14 protein-coding genes and 1 tRNA gene are annotated in these 17,917 nt (G+C 42.5%); 8 read left to right on the top strand and 7 right to left on the bottom strand.

The genetic code is table 11. The features are described 5' to 3' along the window. Positions 1 to 58: 58 nt before the first annotated feature. From DXD68_RS14195 to DXD68_RS14185, 3 genes are all read right to left on the bottom strand, one after another. Positions 59 to 1,027, bottom strand: coding sequence for a FecR family protein (locus tag DXD68_RS14195; protein WP_122362218.1), 969 nt, complete (start codon positions 1,025 to 1,027; stop codon positions 59 to 61). Positions 1,028 to 1,075: 48 nt separating this feature from the next. After that, on the bottom strand, positions 1,076 to 1,609 hold the full coding sequence (locus DXD68_RS14190) for an RNA polymerase sigma-70 factor (protein ID WP_122362217.1): 534 nt from the start codon (positions 1,607 to 1,609) through the stop codon (positions 1,076 to 1,078). Positions 1,610 to 1,685: 76 nt separating this feature from the next. Further along, a complete protein-coding gene (locus DXD68_RS14185) occupies positions 1,686 to 2,201 on the bottom strand; it encodes a 5' nucleotidase, NT5C type (RefSeq protein ID WP_122362216.1) in 516 nt (171 codons plus the stop codon). A gap of 226 nt (positions 2,202 to 2,427) precedes the next feature. On the opposite strand from DXD68_RS14185, the gene DXD68_RS14180 reads away from it, so the two are divergent. The 3 genes from DXD68_RS14180 (at position 2,428) to DXD68_RS14170 (ending at position 6,748) form a co-directional block, all read left to right on the top strand. Next, on the top strand, positions 2,428 to 3,177 hold the full coding sequence (locus tag DXD68_RS14180) for a DeoR/GlpR family DNA-binding transcription regulator (RefSeq protein ID WP_122362258.1): 750 nt from the start codon (positions 2,428 to 2,430) through the stop codon (positions 3,175 to 3,177). 85 nt (positions 3,178 to 3,262) lie between these two features. Continuing rightward, positions 3,263 to 4,090, top strand: a complete 828-nt coding sequence (locus DXD68_RS14175) for a permease (RefSeq protein ID WP_122362215.1) — start codon at positions 3,263 to 3,265, stop codon at positions 4,088 to 4,090. Between the two features lie 72 nt (positions 4,091 to 4,162). Then, positions 4,163 to 6,748: a hypothetical protein gene (locus DXD68_RS14170; RefSeq protein ID WP_122362214.1), complete on the top strand. Its 2,586-nt coding sequence runs from the start codon at positions 4,163 to 4,165 to the stop codon at positions 6,746 to 6,748. Here DXD68_RS14170 and DXD68_RS14165 read toward each other — a convergent pair whose 3' ends face one another. Further along, entirely contained in the window at positions 6,749 to 7,843 is a 1,095-nt protein-coding gene (locus DXD68_RS14165) for a tyrosine-protein phosphatase (RefSeq protein WP_122362213.1), read from the bottom strand. Between the two features lie 243 nt (positions 7,844 to 8,086). Here DXD68_RS14165 and DXD68_RS14160 point away from each other — a divergent pair, with 243 nt between their 5' ends. The 3 genes from DXD68_RS14160 to DXD68_RS14150 are packed head-to-tail and all read left to right on the top strand — an operon-like array spanning position 8,087 to position 12,267. Next, positions 8,087 to 10,462, top strand: a complete 2,376-nt coding sequence (locus DXD68_RS14160) for an ABC transporter permease (RefSeq protein ID WP_158585887.1) — start codon at positions 8,087 to 8,089, stop codon at positions 10,460 to 10,462. Between the two features lie 22 nt (positions 10,463 to 10,484). Beyond that, complete coding sequence (locus DXD68_RS14155; protein WP_158585886.1) at positions 10,485 to 11,513, top strand: sensor histidine kinase; 1,029 nt, start codon at positions 10,485 to 10,487, stop codon at positions 11,511 to 11,513. A gap of 1 nt (position 11,514) precedes the next feature. Beyond that, positions 11,515 to 12,267, top strand: coding sequence for a LytR/AlgR family response regulator transcription factor (locus DXD68_RS14150; RefSeq protein WP_122362210.1), 753 nt, complete (start codon positions 11,515 to 11,517; stop codon positions 12,265 to 12,267). Positions 12,268 to 12,277: 10 nt separating this feature from the next. Here the strand turns inward: DXD68_RS14150 and DXD68_RS24105 are convergent, their stop codons facing one another. From DXD68_RS24105 to DXD68_RS14140, 3 genes are all read right to left on the bottom strand, one after another. Then, entirely contained in the window at positions 12,278 to 12,430 is a 153-nt protein-coding gene (locus tag DXD68_RS24105; protein ID WP_158585885.1) for a hypothetical protein, read from the bottom strand. 756 nt (positions 12,431 to 13,186) lie between these two features. Continuing rightward, positions 13,187 to 13,268: transfer RNA gene (locus tag DXD68_RS14145), tRNA-Leu, on the bottom strand. A gap of 76 nt (positions 13,269 to 13,344) precedes the next feature. Next, the gene (locus DXD68_RS14140; protein WP_122362257.1) at positions 13,345 to 16,062 is read right to left on the bottom strand and encodes a DNA gyrase/topoisomerase IV subunit A; all 2,718 of its coding nucleotides are present in this window, start codon (positions 16,060 to 16,062) and stop codon (positions 13,345 to 13,347) included. A gap of 157 nt (positions 16,063 to 16,219) precedes the next feature. On the opposite strand from DXD68_RS14140, the gene ilvA reads away from it, so the two are divergent. Beyond that, positions 16,220 to 17,419 (top strand): threonine ammonia-lyase, encoded by a 1,200-nt coding sequence (gene ilvA, locus DXD68_RS14135; protein WP_122362209.1) that lies wholly within the window; start codon positions 16,220 to 16,222, stop codon positions 17,417 to 17,419. Positions 17,420 to 17,439: 20 nt separating this feature from the next. Further along, positions 17,440 to 17,913, top strand: coding sequence for an arsenate reductase ArsC (locus DXD68_RS14130; protein ID WP_122362208.1), 474 nt, complete (start codon positions 17,440 to 17,442; stop codon positions 17,911 to 17,913). Positions 17,914 to 17,917 lie beyond the last annotated feature (4 nt).

The following is a 17,917-nucleotide window of genomic DNA, read 5'->3' as shown; positions in this document are numbered from 1 at the left end:
GTATATGTTTATCTTTTCTGCGTTTTCATACTCCTTTCTTTTTTAATCGGTTAATACTTTATTTATTGATCACATATTTATCACCCTCCTTCTTCCATCTGAAAGAAAGGTTCTTTTTCATCAGGTCGAGTATCTGATCGACTGTCAGGCTTTCATCGAAAGAACCTGTTACTTTCTGCTCACCCGAGATTTCATTTGACAACACGATATCCACAGTGTACCGGTCTTTCAGCATATCCAGAAATTCCCTAAAAGATATCGACTTATATTTTATCAGATGACTCTTCCAGGCTGTAATCAGATCGGTAGAAACATTTTCTATGCCGATCTGATTCTCGGATTTATTGAAAACAAGCTGCTGGTCGGGTTTCAACAGAATTTGTTGTTCAGGGGTCTCAAAACGGATCGAACCTTCCACTAAAGTGGCAGTCGTGACATTTTCTTTGCTATAGTTCTTTACATTGAAAACTGTACCCAATACGGATATTTTGGAACCGTTCAGATCCACGACAAAGGCTTTTGTCTTATCTTTCATCACAGAGAAGTAACCTTCCCCCTCCAAAGAAACTTCACGGACCTTTTCTCCATATGAACTCGAATAAGATAACGTACTGTTTTTATTTAAAGATATCTCGGTGCCGTCCGGCAACTCGAATGAAGAAACAGAATTTCCTGTGATATAAGAATAATATTGTACGGGCGTAACGTTTCTCTGCCCTCCTATCCAATAACCGGTAATACCTACAATAATAGCAACAGCGGCAGCTCCGGCATATCTGATCCATAATCTACGAACAGTCTCCTTTCGTTCCGCTTTTCGTATCCTGTCTAATAGTTTGTTATAAGTAGCTTCCGGATTTTGAAGTTTTGCACCGGCAACCTCCGCATCCCAATATTTTTTGATTTTCAGGAAACTCTCTTTATTCCGGGCAGACGATGCCAACCACTCTGAAAAGGTGATGACATCATCGCAAGATGCTTCTCCCGAAAGATTCCGTAATATGATTTGTTCTATTTCCTGATTCATACAATTTTGATACTTTCTATTATAAGTACCGAAAATTGAATTTCACCCTTAACCGATATTGAATATTTTCGTAATTTTTTTCATAGCGAATGTCAGTTGAGCTTCTAACGTCTTGACTGATATACCTAAATGCTCTGCTGCATCTTTATATTTCATGCCGTCTTCGCGGACTAACTTAAAAGCCAGTTTGGATTTTGTCGGGAGTTGTTCGATTACATCATTAACCGCATCGATCAATTCACGGGAAATATAATCGTCTTCAGGAGTCGTCTCCGTAAAGGCAAAAAGATCGATCGGCACTTCATCCAGATCGACAGTCAGGGATCTGTTATCACGCAGATAGTTCAGAACCCTGAATTTAGCGATCCGGTAAATATAGGCATCAAAATTATTTATTTCGAGTAACTGTTTTCTATTTTCCCAAAGAGCGAAAAAGACGTCGGATAGCAATTCTTCTGCTATCTGCGGCGATTTCACGTACATGGTAAGATATCTCATTATGCGGTCACAATAAGTAACATACAAAGATTTAAAAGCGGACTCTGAACTTCTTTCCGCTAAATCTTCCAACACAGACCGCATATGATTATCTCCCTTTTTCAATTATGCTCTCTCATTACTTATTAGGAAGTCAAATGTAAATATTTTTTTTCAATAGTCACAACATCTCCATAATATCCTTCCACCCTGTCACTCTCTGATACATTTGATCCTGTACACACATATTGTGCGGCTGACTGAACAGCACCTTCCGGCCTTCAAAATACCGAAGGTTCTTCAGATGATCGTCGATCATAATATCTCCTTTTATACTATCCTTACGTCCGCAAAAGATCATTTGCTCCCAGGTGATGAACGGGAAATGTTCGTTCAGCCATTGTTGCTTTTCGATCAGGCTACCGGGAAATTCGGTTGCGGAGGAAACGATCAAGACATTATACTTATCATTCAACAACTTCAGTCCTTCCACACTATCTTCCATAAGAGGGGCTGTCCTGAAAAAGCCTACTTCCCTCACATGTCTGTTAAAGGAAGGGAAAGCCTCTTCTTCTGATTTTCCACACAAATCTTCCCAGTTTAACCGGATACCGGAATCTCTATATTCCATTTTGATAAACTGGCCATACACATCCACTAGAACTCCATCCATGTCTACTAATACCTGTGACTTCATACTTTTTAGAATTATTAATAATTAAACAATCATATTTTCCAAAATGTAACCAGCCAGCTTCTAAAATCCGATTGCGGAGTTTCCTGCAAATTTGCAGAAATTCAAAAGAAGAATCATACAATACGCAAAAGTCCGCAAATAGAAATGAAACATCTCATAGCCGATGCTTGTTACTACGAAATATATGTATATTTGCGGTAATATGCAATATATAATTCTCAGATATATGCTAAAAGAAGAAAGACATCAGTACATATTAAACCGCATAAATCAGAATTACAGGATTTATATTACCGCACTAAGTGCAGAACTGGGTGTGTCGGACGACACCTTACGTCGCGACCTGACAGAATTGGACGAACGGGGTTTACTGACCAAGGTACACGGAGGAGCAATCGCCAAATCCGGTATCCCTATCGAATTTACAGACCGGCTGAACACGGGAATAGCCGCCAAGCAGCAGATGGCAACCAAAGTTATCCCGTTATTCCATGCCGGAGATATCCTACTGATAGACGGGGGAACCTCCAACCTGGAAGTCGCCAAGCAACTCCCGACCGATATTCCTCTATCGGTTTATACGAACAGTTTCCCGATAGTCAACACGCTATTCAACCATCCCAAGCTCGACCTGATATTTTTGGGAGGGAAAGTGTTCCCTTCTTCCCAGGTCACGCTCGGAGTTTCCGTCTTCCAGGCATTACAAACGATAAGACCGGACTGGCTGATCCTGGGAATCAGTGATGTGCATCCCCAACAAGGACTAACCTGCCCGGACCGGGAAGAGGCCATGATAAAACGATGTATGATAGAACGGGCACGGAAACGGATCGTCCTGGCAGACAGTTATAAACTGAATACGGCAGAAGCCTACCATGTTGCTTCGCTGGGAGATATAGATTATCTGGTCACAGAAGATAACAAGAAAGAGTATATCAGGGAGAATTGGCCGGCTTATTCATATAAGGTTTTATAAAAAACAATACGTCCGTTTTCCCTATAGATGCAACTATTCTATTTATTGCAGCATCATACTGATAAAGACATTAACACTAATCAGTATGAAACTATTCAATCGTATTCTTGTATCAATAGCTTTGATAGCTGCAGGCATCTGCCTGTTTTCATGTGATAATGACAGCGAAGGTTTCGGTTTTACCGAAAAAAACGGCCTTCCCAGTACATTTAAGACAGATAATCAAACAATTTACCTGTCGTATTCCGGTAATCAACTACTAAAGATGATGAAAAAAGACGGCTCCACCACCTCATTCAACTATGAAGGGAATGAACTTCGCAGTGTCTCTTTCGCCCCTCCGGCAGATCCCAATATCGCAGATGGACATGGATCGAGTGATTTCGAAAGGGAAGGAAACAAAATTTTAGTAAAAAGTTGCGGAGAACCCAGCCTGGATGTTTCTTATAATCAGGAAATTGAACTGGATGAAAACGGATTACCGATCAAAATAACAGACCTGGGTGCATTTCAAATGACGAGTGAAGGATATAACAAAATAGGAGATGGAAAAAACTATTTGATATTATCCTTTGACTCATCAACAAAGAACCTGTTAAAACTCGAAATATTCAGTCTTGAAGATTCAAGACTTATTACAACCCACACTTTTACATACAATAATCAACCAGGATCAATGAGTCAAGTTGAATTACCATTATGGTTCTTCAGTTTTTGGTTCCAAAAGAGTTCATACTCGACAGGAACATATCCCCGTCAGTTTCTCAACCATCAAAACACACTGACAGAGGAAACGATCACGGATGGTGAGACCGGTAACACCCAAACCATACATTATAAATATACTTATAATAAGAGCTCATATCCGGTATCGGTCGACACTGAAGAAGAGAGCATGGAAATAAGGTACTAAGGAACAGCCTTTAATATAGAAAATTTCTGTAACTTCGTATATTCTTCCACATAAGGAAGATACGAAGTTCGCATGAAAACACTCCGAAGAGTTACCGGTTATATTTTCCTTCTGCTATTTTGCCTGCAGGCAGCAGGACAGGAAGCAGACAGCGTGATCAATAAGCTCACCCGCTATATTCGTGCTACGGACCGGTTTTCGCAATATATACCACGGGAAAAAGTGTATCTGCACTTCGACAATACCAGTTATTACCAGGGCGACAACATCTGGTTCAACTGTTATGTGGTCACTTCCGAGCTGCACGAAGCAACCGTATTAAGCAAAACTTTATATGTGGAACTATTGAATCCCGGTGGTGAAATTATAGATAAACGAATACTGAAGATAGAGAACGGACAGTGTCACGGTGATTTCACCCTCGGACAACTCCCTTTTTATTCCGGTTTCTATGAAGTACGCGCCTATACAAAATATATGCTGAACTTTGGCGAAGACGTTATCTTCTCCCGCCTGCTCCCCGTATTCAATAAGCCGAAAGAAGAAGGGAACTATGAAGAGAAAAATATGCTGAAATACGGATACGGTAAATATCCGAAGAAACGGGAGAAGCCCCAAAAGGGGAAAAAGGTAAATCTGAAATTCTATCCGGAAGGAGGAAACCTGATCCAGGACATTCCCTCCCGGATCGCCTTTGAAATAACAGATGCTTTTGGCAACCCACTGGATGCGACCGGAAAAATCATAAATGAAGAGAAAGAGGAAATTGCCGATTTTATCGTGACACACGACGGAAAAGGCCTCTTCAATTATACCCCCGGCGGGGACAAACGAAAAGCTGTAGTCGACTATAACGGGAAAAAGTACCAGTTCGACATGCCCCAACCATTACCTCAAGGATTTACCTTGCAGGTAGACAACCTTTCATCCGCTGACAGTCTCGAAATATCTTTACAGAAAAACAAACAGACACCCGCCGAAATGTTGGGCATGGTCATTACCTGCAGAGGTAAATTATATAACTATTGCCTTGCCAACATACTCCATAATGAACCGGTTCGTTTCAAAGTCGATAAAACAATATTACCTGCAGGTGTTTCACAAATTACTGTATTCGACAGCAATGGTGAAATCCGTTGCGACCGGTTGATATTCACAAACAAAGAAGAGCTGTTAACAATCAAAGCCAAAAGCGACAAAGAGACATACGAACCCTATGAAGCAGTTCACATGGAACTTTCAGTAACCGACCGGGAGGATAATCCGGTACAAGCACCTTTCTCTTTATCGATAAGAGACGGCATGAATGAAGTAAAGTCGGATTGTAATATCCTGACAGACTTGCTGCTTATGTCTGATATAAAAGGGTATGTCCATAATCCGTCTTATTATTTTGAATCCAGTGACTCCTTCCACCGTTCAGCCCTCGACCTGCTGATGATGGTACAGGGATGGCACCGCTATTCCTGGAAACAGATGGCAGGAACAGCACCTTTCGAACTGAAATACAGACCGGAGCAAGGCATCGAGATGCATGGGCAGGTGGTTTCCCTTGTCCGGAAAATCCCGAAACCCAACGTTACCGTTTCTTCTTTCCTGCTCAAAAGAGGTGAGGAAGAAAAGGCAACCAGCGCATTCGATGTATTTGTAACCGACAGTCTGGGACGTTTCGCTTTCCAGGCTGATATAACCGGAAAATGGAATATGATCTTGTCAGTCAGCGAGAAAGGGAAAAAGAAAGACCACCGAATCATACTGGACCGGCTTTTTACCCCGGAACCTAAAAGATACCGTTATCCGGATATGCAGGTCACTCTTACCGATAAAGAACAAGAAAAAACAGAAACAATCGATCCGGAAGAAACACCGGATACCCAAGAGTCTGAAGAAGACATCAACGCTTTTCTGACAGCCTACGAAGACTCGCTGTCGAAAGCCGGCAACAAAGAGAAAGTTCTCCGACTGGACGAAGTCACCGTAACCGCCAAAAAGAGATCGAGAGAAAAGGATATATTCAACAACCGTTCCAAATCAATCGCTTATTATGACGTTCAATCGGAATGGGACGACATCACAGACCAGGGAAAATATATCGGGAAGGACATACATGAGTTGATGATAAACATGAATAACAACTTCCGAAAAACCTTCTCCAGACAGGACGAATACCTGCAATATAAAGGGAAAACACCTCTTTTCGTAATCAACTACGAACGGACTATGGCTACTGAAATGGATTACAACAAATACAAGCTGATACGCCTCGAAGCCATCAAATCCATTTATATCAACGAGGATCTTTCTATCATGTGTAAGTATGCAGACTACAGAATGTCACCTTTGGAAGTAGATAAGTTCTATGGTTGTGCCGTTTTTATCGAAACATTCCCGGAAGATAAGATCCCGACGGATGCCGGTAAAGGAGTACGAAAAACCTGGCTGGAAGGCTACAGCCAGGTTAAAGAATTTTACAATCCGGATTATTCCATCCTTCCGCCGGAACCCGATTATCGCCGCACACTCTACTGGAATCCTTCAGTGACACCCGATGAAAAGGGTAAAGCTGATATCAGGTTTTATAATAACAGTAGTTGCAAAAAGTTCAGCATCAGTGCCGAAACAATTACTTCAGACGGAATAATCGGTATTTATAAATGATCAATATAAGTATAGCTGTTTCATTTTATCAAGATCCACACCTAATGTTTCAGTAAGGAACTTAGTCATGGAACCGTACTTTTCGTCTATTTTATCATAGGCGGCATTCAGGTATTTTTCATCGACGGTTACCAACGGGGCAATCTGAGGATAATATTTCAGATAGGAATCATACTTACCTGCGATATATTGCTTGCTAAGCATATAATCTTGCATGATCGTCGCCTTATCTACACCGAGAGCTGACAAAATAAGCATAGTAGCCACTCCGGTACGGTCCTTACCTGCCGAACAATGATAGCTTAACGGCAAAGAGTTCTCATCCTGAACATATTTAAAAAACTCTTTATACTTAGCTACATAGTCGTCATAGCTTACCATTTCGATATAACCATCTATCATGATCTGAGCAGTTTCCTCCTCACTAAGACCTTTCGAGATGCTTCCTATGATCTCATCAGAGAATATATTACCAGCATTGATCTCTAAATTATAAGGATTCTTTACCGTAGAAGGTAATTTGTCCGGTGCTGCCGGCAGCATACCGCCCAGCCCGCCTTCTTTTTCTGTAGAAGTACGGAAATCGACCACTGTCTTCAATCCTGTACTGGCTAGATAAGTAAGATCGGCATTATCCAGTTTATTCATTTCATCCGTACGGAACAATCTACCCCAACGAACATATTTACCCTCACTATTCTTTATACCACCCAGGTCTCTGAAGTTATACCCATGTACAGGTAAAAGTCTTTCAGCCAGCAAAGCCTGACCTTCCGAGTTCTTGAATAAGAAAAGTTGTCTCTTCGTAGCATCCCCACTTAAATCGAAAGAACCTTTACCATCACCTGCCAGACAAGGTGTATTCATATCGATATCTTCTGCTGTTGAACCGGCATATAACTCCCATGCTTTATCGGAGGTCACACTCAGCACAGCTTTCTTCGTTTCTTTATCGCGGGTAATCCCGGCATCCCCGCTTACGTCTTTACCAGAATAGCCAATTGTTGGTTTTTCATCATCATCGTCTCCACAAGAAACAAACAGTCCGGAGACACAAAACAGCAGCAATAAATAGTAAGATAAATTCTTTCTCATAACGCTTTTTACTCATTAATAAATGTTTTAAAGGCGCGCAAGGTACAGATTTAAAACTAATTACACAAAGACGACAAAGCTTTTAGCCTCATAAATGAAATATAGAATATCGTTTATTTATTTTAGAATATAAAATGTGATCGGATCACATAAAACGATTCTGCAAGACGAAACCGCAGCTCTGCAACTATCCTTATGCGAATCAATTCTTTCCTCTTTACTTTACAGAAAAAAGAGAAACTTATGAAAGCAATCTTCCGAAATTTCCTGGTCACACTCCAACGGTTCAGACTGGCTTCCATACTAAACCTACTTGGATTGAGTGTTGCATTTGCCGCCTTTATCATTATTCTGATTCAAGTGCGGTATGAACGTACTTTCGATACCTCTTATAAGAAGTCCGGCCGCATCTATCGCATCGAGTCAACATTGATACCTACCGAATCGAATCTTTCCTCCCGGGAAGCATATTCCTCCTTTTTAGCACGACCGCTGATTGAGATGTTACTTCCCTCCGCTCCCCGGATAGAGGCTTATTCCATCATGTACGGAGCATCATCCGAAATATATGCTAAATACAAAACGGCAGAGGGAGAAGAACGAGGAATGATCCTTCCGATACGCAAAGTATCAGCGGGTATTACAGATGTATTTGATATGGAAATACTTGAAGGCACAGCCGGTTCCCTGTCTGAACCGGGTAAAGCATTGTTACCTGAAAGCCTGGCACAAAAAATGTACGGACAAGCCTCTCCTGTCGGCAGGCAAATCTTCTTACCGGATGGTACTTTCTTCACGATAGGTGCCGTCTACAAAGATTTTCCGGAAAACACCAGCATAGTGAACGATATAAAGATCAACCTGGCAGACGCATATAAAAACGACTGGACAGACTGGGCGTTAACCCTTTTCGTAGCGCTGTCACCGGAAGCATCTCCGGAAGAAGCAGCCGGACAACTGACAGATTTCTTCGAGAAAACAGGATTGGGGAAACAGATGGGATTTACCCAACCGGTAACTTTCCGGCTTGACCCGATAGAAAGTATTTACTACCGGCACGATATAAACCTTGATATTACGCCCAAAGGAAACCGCATGATAACATATATCCTGTTATCCATCGCATTACTGGTTGTCGCTATCGCCACCGTCAATTTTCTGAATTTCTCTGCGGCACTCACTCCGGCACGGATAAGAAGCATAAACATACGGAAAGTGTTGGGAGAATCGACCACGTCACTCCGCTTCGCTCTTATTTTCGAAGCTCTGGGTATCTATCTGCTCGCATTTTTTCTGGCTTTATGCTGGGTATGGCTTTTCCATAAGGCTGGTCTTTCATCCATACTTCTCGCACCAGCTGAACTTCTAAAGAATACGGGAGTACTTTGGCACACGTTTCTTCTGGCAGGAACCGCAGGTATAGTAACAGGGATATATCCGGCATTCTACATGACTTCCTTCCACCCGGCACTGATCCTGAAAGGTACATTCGGCATGAGTCCGACCGGTCGTACAATCCGGATAGCGTTAACTGGGTTCCAGTTTCTGATATCAACCGGGCTCATTATATCTTCCCTTTTTATATGGCTGCAAAACAGGTACATGTATCATATGGAAGGGATAATCAACAACAGCCGGATCGCAACGGTCACACTGGATAAAGAGATCATGTCCGGACATGGAGATATGTTGATCGGGAAACTGAAGTCAACTCCGTCGATAGCAGATGTAGCCACTTCGGACTGGCCTGTCGGTTTTTTGGATTATTATCTTTATACGTATAGTAAATCTCCGCAGGATGAAGATATCATGTATTACTTCATTCCTGTCTCTTATAACTTCACAGAGATGATGGGCATTGAAATCATTGAAGGCCGCAACTTCGACAAAACAGATCAGACTGCTCCCGGAGAGAAACTGCTGCTGAACGAATTGGCAGCCCGGCAGTTTAATGTAAAACCCGGCGACAAGCTTGCAAACGGCAGTCAGGTTATCGGTATTATCAAAGACTTCCACTTTATGAATCTCCGGAAGAAGATCGAACCGATGGCACTTACATCCGGACAGTCTCAGAATCCGATTTTACAGCCAACCCTATATATACGCACAACGGGAAATGCTTACACCGCTGTCAAAAAGATCAAAGACTGTATCGCAGAAATCGATCCGCTATACCCGGTTGAAATCAAGTTTTACGACCAACTATTCGAGCAGGCCTACCAAAAAGAACGGAACACGTCTGTTCAGATAAGCATGTTCAGCTTGCTGACGATCATCATCTCGCTCATGGGAGTATTCGGACTGGTTACATTTGAAACTCAATACCGGCAGAAAGAAATAGGCATCCGAAAGATTATGGGGGCTACGGTAACGGAAATCCTTGTCATATTCTATAAAAAGTTTGCCTGGATAATATTTGTCAGCTTTCTCCTTGCAGCACCGGTTACCTGGTATGGACTGAATAAATGGTTACAGGCATTTGCTTACCGGACCACACTACAAGGCTGGATATTCATCTTATCATTGCTTATCGTTCTGATAATTACATTTGTTACAGTAACTTTACAGAGTTGGCAGGTGGCAACAAGCGATCCTGTACATTCGCTGAAAAGTGAATAAAAAAGATTAAGTTTGTATGGATATGGAAAAGAACAAGAAACTAAAAGTATTTATCGGAACGCTGATATTCAGTATTCTATTTGCATTGCTTTTTAAATGGTGGACTACCGGCAATCCGTTCCATTCAACTACTATACTTTTCGGCACCATCATATTTACCATTATCCTGATCTCACTGAGCATCAGCAACACTTTTTTCGGCTACTTCCTCGCGATGCCGATAAAAAAGGTAAAGATGGTTATTATACCAGCCTTCCTCCTTTTTATGGTCATTATCTTACTGATATCTCTTATGGTCATCGGCGTGCAGATCTACCTGTTTCATCTGATCATGGGACTGGATACCACTCATTTTATAAACAACTTGTTTGAAGTGGAGTTTCCCCAAACCATCAAATATTATTCAGTCTGCGCTTTGATTGCTTCCGCTTTCTTCTTTTACAGTATCTGGCAGCAAGCGGTCGACCGTGAACAGCAACTAAGAGAAGAAAACCTGAAATATAAATACCGGACACTTAAAACACAGGTCAATCCTCATTTTCTGTTCAACAGCCTGAATACATTATCGGAAATTATTTATGAAGATACCAGGAAAGCAGACAATTACATTCAACAGCTTGCCTCCATCTACCGGTATATCCTGGATAACGAAGAGACCGACCTTATCCCGCTGAAAGAAGAGATAAGATTTGTCAACCGGTATTTCAGCCTTCAGAAAGAACGCGACGGAGAGAAAATCCAGTTAGAAATAAATATCCAGCAAGTCGAAAGATACAGCATCGTCCCCATATCCTTACAGATATTAGTCGAGAATGCCCTCAAACACAATTCGGCATCCGAAAAGAATCCTCTGCGAATCATTATTCAGAATGAAAACGATCCGTTTATTGTAATTTCCAACAACATACAAAAGCGAAGCACATGGAGTAACTCTCCCGGAACAGGATTATCCAATCTGAAAGAAAGGGTCAGACTGATCATGGGGAAAGAAATGACGATAGAGACTGAACAGAATCAATTTACAGTAAAATTACCAATCAACATTATATAATATGAGAGTATTGATCATTGAAGACGAACAACCTGCAGCACATAAGCTGATCCGTTTATTGCAGGAGGCAGATAAACAGACAGAAGTCCTCGACGTGCTCGGCTCAATAGAACTGGCAATAAACTGGCTCACCAATCATCCGGCTCCCGAGCTGATCTTTATGGATATCCAACTGGAAGACGGGATCAGTTTCGAAATTTTTGAGACTTGCCGGATACAAACACCTGTGATCTTTACGACAGCCTACGACGCTTATGCCTTGAAAGCATTCAAAGTCAATAGTGTCGATTATCTTCTGAAACCAATAGCCCCGGAAGATCTGAAAGCCGCATTGGAAAAGTTCAACACGTTCCACAGGCAGCCGGTAAATTATTCCAGACTGGAATCCATCATAAACCAGCTACAGCCCAAAACAAAGGAGCGTTTCCTTATTAAAGTCGGTGACCATTACCGGTCGATACCAACCTCTTCCATCGATAGCTTTTTCATCCTGGAAAGAAGCACTTTTATCCAAACCGCTACCGGAAAGAATTATGCCATCGATCATTCCCTCGATAAAATAGAGCAACTGGTCGACCCCGGAATTTTCTTCCGCATCAACCGGAATTGCATTGTAAATTATTCTGCTATCCGGGACATTATAGCTTATTCTTCAAGCAGACTCAAACTCATTCTCAACAATCAGACAGAGAAAGAGGACATGCTCGTCAGCCGGGAACGGGTAACGGAGTTTAAGGGGTGGATGGATAGGTAAGGAAGACAAGTTAAATCATGTCAGGAGACGTTACTTCAGTTTTGCTATCAACTTCATTTCCGGCTAAGATTTTCTGCGTACAGGCAGATCCGGTCATTTCTTTATATTGTTCGCTATTCTCAGAATCAATATCTTTACCGTCAGTACTAATTATGGCTGTCATCGCAAAAGGTATTCTGTTTAATTCCCCAAAGATAACTTTTAGAACTCAAATATCATTCAGTATAGGCTTTTTATAAAGTAACGTGCACCTGATTTTCTTATCAAATATCAAGAGTAATATTCAAAACCAACTATCATTCTATCATCCACAAGTTCAAACATTTTGTAATTCAATGCATATAAGCAATGATAGTTCGTATGATAGTTCCATTTTCAACTATCATACTATCACAAAACAGCTAGACAAAAATGGCAAGATATAGGACTTATTTTCAATCATATAGCTACATTTTCTTCTTGACATCCGGGTCTCAGGCACCTTCACACCCGGGTCTTAGCATCGTTTACATCCGGATGTAAAATGGCCCCAAATGGGGGTTTCAAGAGGAAGAAGTCACTACTTCCATGAAAAAAAGTGCTATAGTTGGGCAAAAAACATAGGATGCTATAGAGAAATTGTCGGTGTCTGACTTTTTGATTAATAGCGATTGGATAAATATTAAGATACACTAATGCATTGCATTTCTAAACAAATTTGTTTATTTTTGTAGTGATATGAAAGATCTGTTAGAAATATTGAAAGGCGTTCATCCCGGCTTATTATTGAGTAGGGAGCAACTTATCAAACTTGATTTTATTGATTGGTTAAAACCTACCCGATAAAAAAGATACCGGCTTCTTTTCCAATTATCCACAAACCAAAACAGCACAAAACAAAAAATCCCTCCGAACGAATTCAGAAGGATTTTGCATTTTGTGCGGCTGAAGGGACTCGAACCCCCACGCCGTGAAGCACCAGATCCTAAGTCTGGCGTGGCTACCAATTACACCACAGCCGCATTTGGTTTGCGGTGCAAAGGTAAGTATTTTTTATTAATTTGCAATATTCAGAAGAATTTTTTTCGTAATGTCAGGCTATTCGTCAAAAAGCTTCATCTGCCCCGTTATCTCGTCTATAATATCCGAATCGCTTTCATTCTGTCCGGTATCATTCGTATCGGAGTCTTCTCCATCATCCCTTGACGGTTGTTCCACCGGGGCAAAACGGGTTGGTTCCAGTTCGTTGACCGTTTCTACCTCGAATGTAGAGATGCGTTTACCTTTCGCTTTGAAACCTTTCACGCCGATAAACTCTTCGGCATCCAACACCAGCGGTTCACGGAAAGCATCATGGCCGCCGAACACCACTTCAATGCGCGGATAAGTCTCGTCGGTAAGCAACAACAAACGGCTCTTCGGGTTATCACCCAGGAAGTTCTGCTTCTTGCTTCCAGCCTCCAGCACAAAACGTTTCAGGTAAGGATATTTCTGGTCGGCATCATACAAGGCCGCCGTCCAGACTTTATTTGAATTGAACTTCTCAATAACCTGTATATTATCGTCGTAATGGTTACTCAAATCGAAGTTCGTCGTATAGAAATCACCGTTACGCAAGATGACCAGGATCAGATCGTCACTCTGAAATTCACCCAGTTCATCTCCACGTCCGTCATAATTCAGACGCAGCACATCCCAGTCGAACCAAACCTGGCGTCCTCCGAGAGTGGAACTACCTTTCTGTTTCAGGCTGATCTTATGTACATCCGCTTTGGTCAGGATATTACCCATCGAGCCGCGTCCCTTAATGGCAATCTCGCTGAAGTCCTTTTCAAAGACAAGCAACTTCTGGCGGGGCTTCGGCTTCAGGATTACTTTGACCGTTTCAGCTTCTCCATTCGGATTCGCGCTGAAATACAGCACACGCGAACCTTCCGTTCCTTTCGTCACGTCATATTCCTTATCACGCGTCACTCCGGTCACGGCAAAACGCTTGATATAGTTATAGCCGACTTTTCCGTCACGATAAATAACATTATATATAGTACGGGTATCGTTCCGTTTGAAGACATTCACATACAAAACGTCTTTTCCGACAAACATCTTGTCGCTGACTTTCACGATCTTATATGTTCCGTTCCGGTAGAACAGGATGATATCGTCTATATCCGAGCAGTTACAAACATACTCATCCTTTTTAAGGCTCATACCCATAAAGCCTTCTGCACGGTTGATGTATAGCTTTTCGTTCGCTTCCACCACCTTCGTTGCTTCGATCGTATCGAAATTACGGACCTCGGTCATACGCGGATGGTTCTTGCCATACTTTTCTTTCAACATAGCAAACCAGTTGATCGTATAATCGACAATATTATCCAAATGATGATTGATACGCTCTATCTCCTCACGAATCTGTGCGATCAACGCATTGCTCTTTTCCGAATTGAACTTTAGGATACGTCCCATCTTGATCTCCATCAGCTTGAGGATATCATCGCGGGTCACTTCACGGATAAAATCAGGTTTGAACGGGGTCAGGCGCATGTCGATATGAGCGACCGCCTCATCCATATCCTTTGAGTTTTCGAACTCGGCATCTTTATAGATGCGTTCTTCGATGAATATTTTTTCAAGAGAAGCAAAGAACAAGGTTTCTTCCTGTTCCGCCTTCTGGATCTGAAGTTCCGTACGCAACAGATGCAGCGTATCGTCCGTTGAATGGCGCAACACATCACTCACTTTCAGGAAGTGAGGTTTGTTGTCCATGATCACACAACAGTTGGGTGAAATACTGATCTCACAATCCGTAAAGGCATACAGCGCATCGATCGTTTTATCCGAAGACACGCCCGGAGCCAGGTGCACAAGGATCTCTACATCCTTAGCCGTATTATCATCCACTTTCCGGATCTTGATCTTCCCCTTGTCGTTCGCTTTCAGGATCGACTCGATCAGGGAAGAGGTTGTTCTTCCGTAAGGGATCTCACTAATAACCAAAGTCTTGTTATCCAGCTTGGTTATTTTAGCACGGACCTTTACTGAACCACCACGTTCACCATCGTTATATTTTGAAACATCGATAAAACCACCTGTCTGGAAATCCGGATATAAAGTAAATTCTTCTCCCCGCAGATAGGCTATCGAAGCATCCAGCAATTCATTGAAATTATGCGGAAGTATTTTGGAAGAAAGACCGACCGCAATACCCTCCACCCCCTGAGCCAGCAACAAGGGGAATTTCACCGGTAAAGTGACCGGTTCTTTATTACGTCCGTCATAAGAGAGTTGCCAAAGGGTCGTCTTGGGATTGAATACCGTTTCAAGAGCAAATTTAGAGAGACGAGCTTCGATATAACGCGGAGCCGCCGCACCGTCACCGGTTAGAATATTCCCCCAGTTTCCCTGGCAGTCAATCAGAAGATCTTTCTGTCCTAACTGCACAAGTGCATCTCCAATAGATGCATCACCGTGAGGGTGGAACTGCATAGTATGCCCGACAATATTTGCGACCTTATTATACCGACCATCATCTAAACGCCTCATCGAATGAAGAATACGACGCTGAACCGGTTTCAGTCCGTCATTGATATGCGGTACAGCACGTTCCAGGATCACGTAAGAAGCGTAATCCAAAAACCAATCCTGATACATCCCTGACAGATGATAGGATACACGGCCTTCGCCCTTCCCGGGTATTTTATATTCCGAATGCGTAGCAGCATCAGATTGCTCATTCGATTGAGAATCCGTATTTGTTTGCTCTATTTCCTCGTTTTCGTTTTCCTCTGTGAAATCTTCAATATCCTCTGGTTTCATATACTTATATGGTGCTCTTTCTTCTTTTTCAGCCTCTGACCGGAAAACAATTTCCAGCGTGTAAATATACGAAATATTGGCGAGATAATAAAAAAGCAACCCAGTTTCAGTGAGATATGTGAATTCTGGCTATATTTGCTCCCTCAAAATTACATTCATGCTCACACTCGATAAGATTTATCAGGCATCTTTTGCCCTGAAAACGGTTATCCGTCGCACGGACTTGATCAGTGCGCCCAATATCAATCCGGAGTCACATATCTATCTGAAACCGGAGAACTTACAGATCACAGGATCATTTAAAGTCCGTGGTGCCTGCTTCAAAATCTCACAACTTACGGAAGAAGAGAAAGCAAAAGGTGTTGTTGCCTGTTCTGCCGGCAACCATGCTCAGGGAGTTGCACTGGCAGCAACCACTCATGGCATCAAATCTCTTATCTGTTTGCCGGATAATGCTCCGATCTCTAAAATAGAAGCCACCAAATGGTATGGAGCAGATGTCTGCCTGGTAGAAGGCGTGTACGACGACGCTTACCAGAAAGCCTTAAAATTACGAGATGAAAAGGGATATACCTTTGTTCATCCTTTCGACGATGAAGATGTCATTGCCGGACAAGGAACCATAGGATTGGAACTATTGGAACAATTACCCGACCTGGATGCCGTGATCGTTCCGATCGGCGGTGGCGGACTGATCTCCGGGATTGCTTTTGCCATCAAGCATTTGAATCCGAATGTAAAAATATATGGCGTACAGGCCAGTGGTGCCCCGAGCATGCTGAACTCGATCGAACATAACAAGATAGAACGGATGGGATTCGTTCGCACCATCGCCGACGGTATTGCCGTAAAAGAGCCGGGCGAACATACCTTCGAGTACTGCCGTAAGTATGTGGATGAAATCGTTACGGTCAATGATGACGAGATATCGACAGCTATCCTGGCATTGATCGAACAGCACAAACTCATTGCCGAAGGTGCCGGCGCCGTAGCCGTTGCAGCTGCGATGTTCAACAAAGTACCTATCAAAGGGAAAAAGGCGATCTGCCTGGTATCGGGCGGTAACATCGACGTAACGATTCTGTCACGTGTGATCGGACGAGGTTTGCAGAAATCCGGCCGTTCTTACACCATGACGATTGAATTGGTAGACAAGCCCGGACAATTACAACACGTTTCTGAAATCATAGCCTCCACAGGGGCAAATGTAGTATCTGTCCACCATGAACGGGTAAGCCACACCGCAGATATTAACGGCTGTTACCTCCGCCTGGAAATGGAAACCCGCAACCAGGATCATATCGACCAGATACAATATACGCTGACGGCGGCAGGATACAAAATCATTCCAGGATAAAAACTAAACGACAAACAAGTATGAAAATATTAATCTTATGTACCGGTAATAGTTGCCGCAGTCAGATGGCACAGGGTTGGCTACAATCTTTTGACAAGAACTTGATTGTTTGTTCAGCAGGAACAAATCCTGCCGATGAAGTAAATCCTCTTGCCATCAAAACGATGGAAAATTCAGGAATAGATATCAGTGGCCATACTCCCAAACCGGCCGATCAATATCTGGATGAACCTTGGGATTATGTGATTACGGTTTGTGGAGATGCAAACGAGAACTGTCCGGTATTCAGGGGAAAAGTTCGCCACAAATTACATATCGGCTTCTATGATCCTTCACGTGCCACAGGCACACCCGAATTTATAGAAAGCGAGTTCCGCCGGATATGCATACAGATTAAAACAAAGATGTACGACTTTTACACCGATGAAATACTCAATGGCGATGGAGGACCGACTTGTACCTGCGGGGCAAACAGATTCTGCAAGTGCAATTAGTTTC

The organism is Parabacteroides sp. TM07-1AC (genome assembly GCF_003480915.1).
GTDB lineage: Bacteria > Bacteroidota > Bacteroidia > Bacteroidales > Tannerellaceae > Parabacteroides > Parabacteroides chongii.
This window is presented reverse-complemented; position numbering and strand designations above follow the sequence as displayed.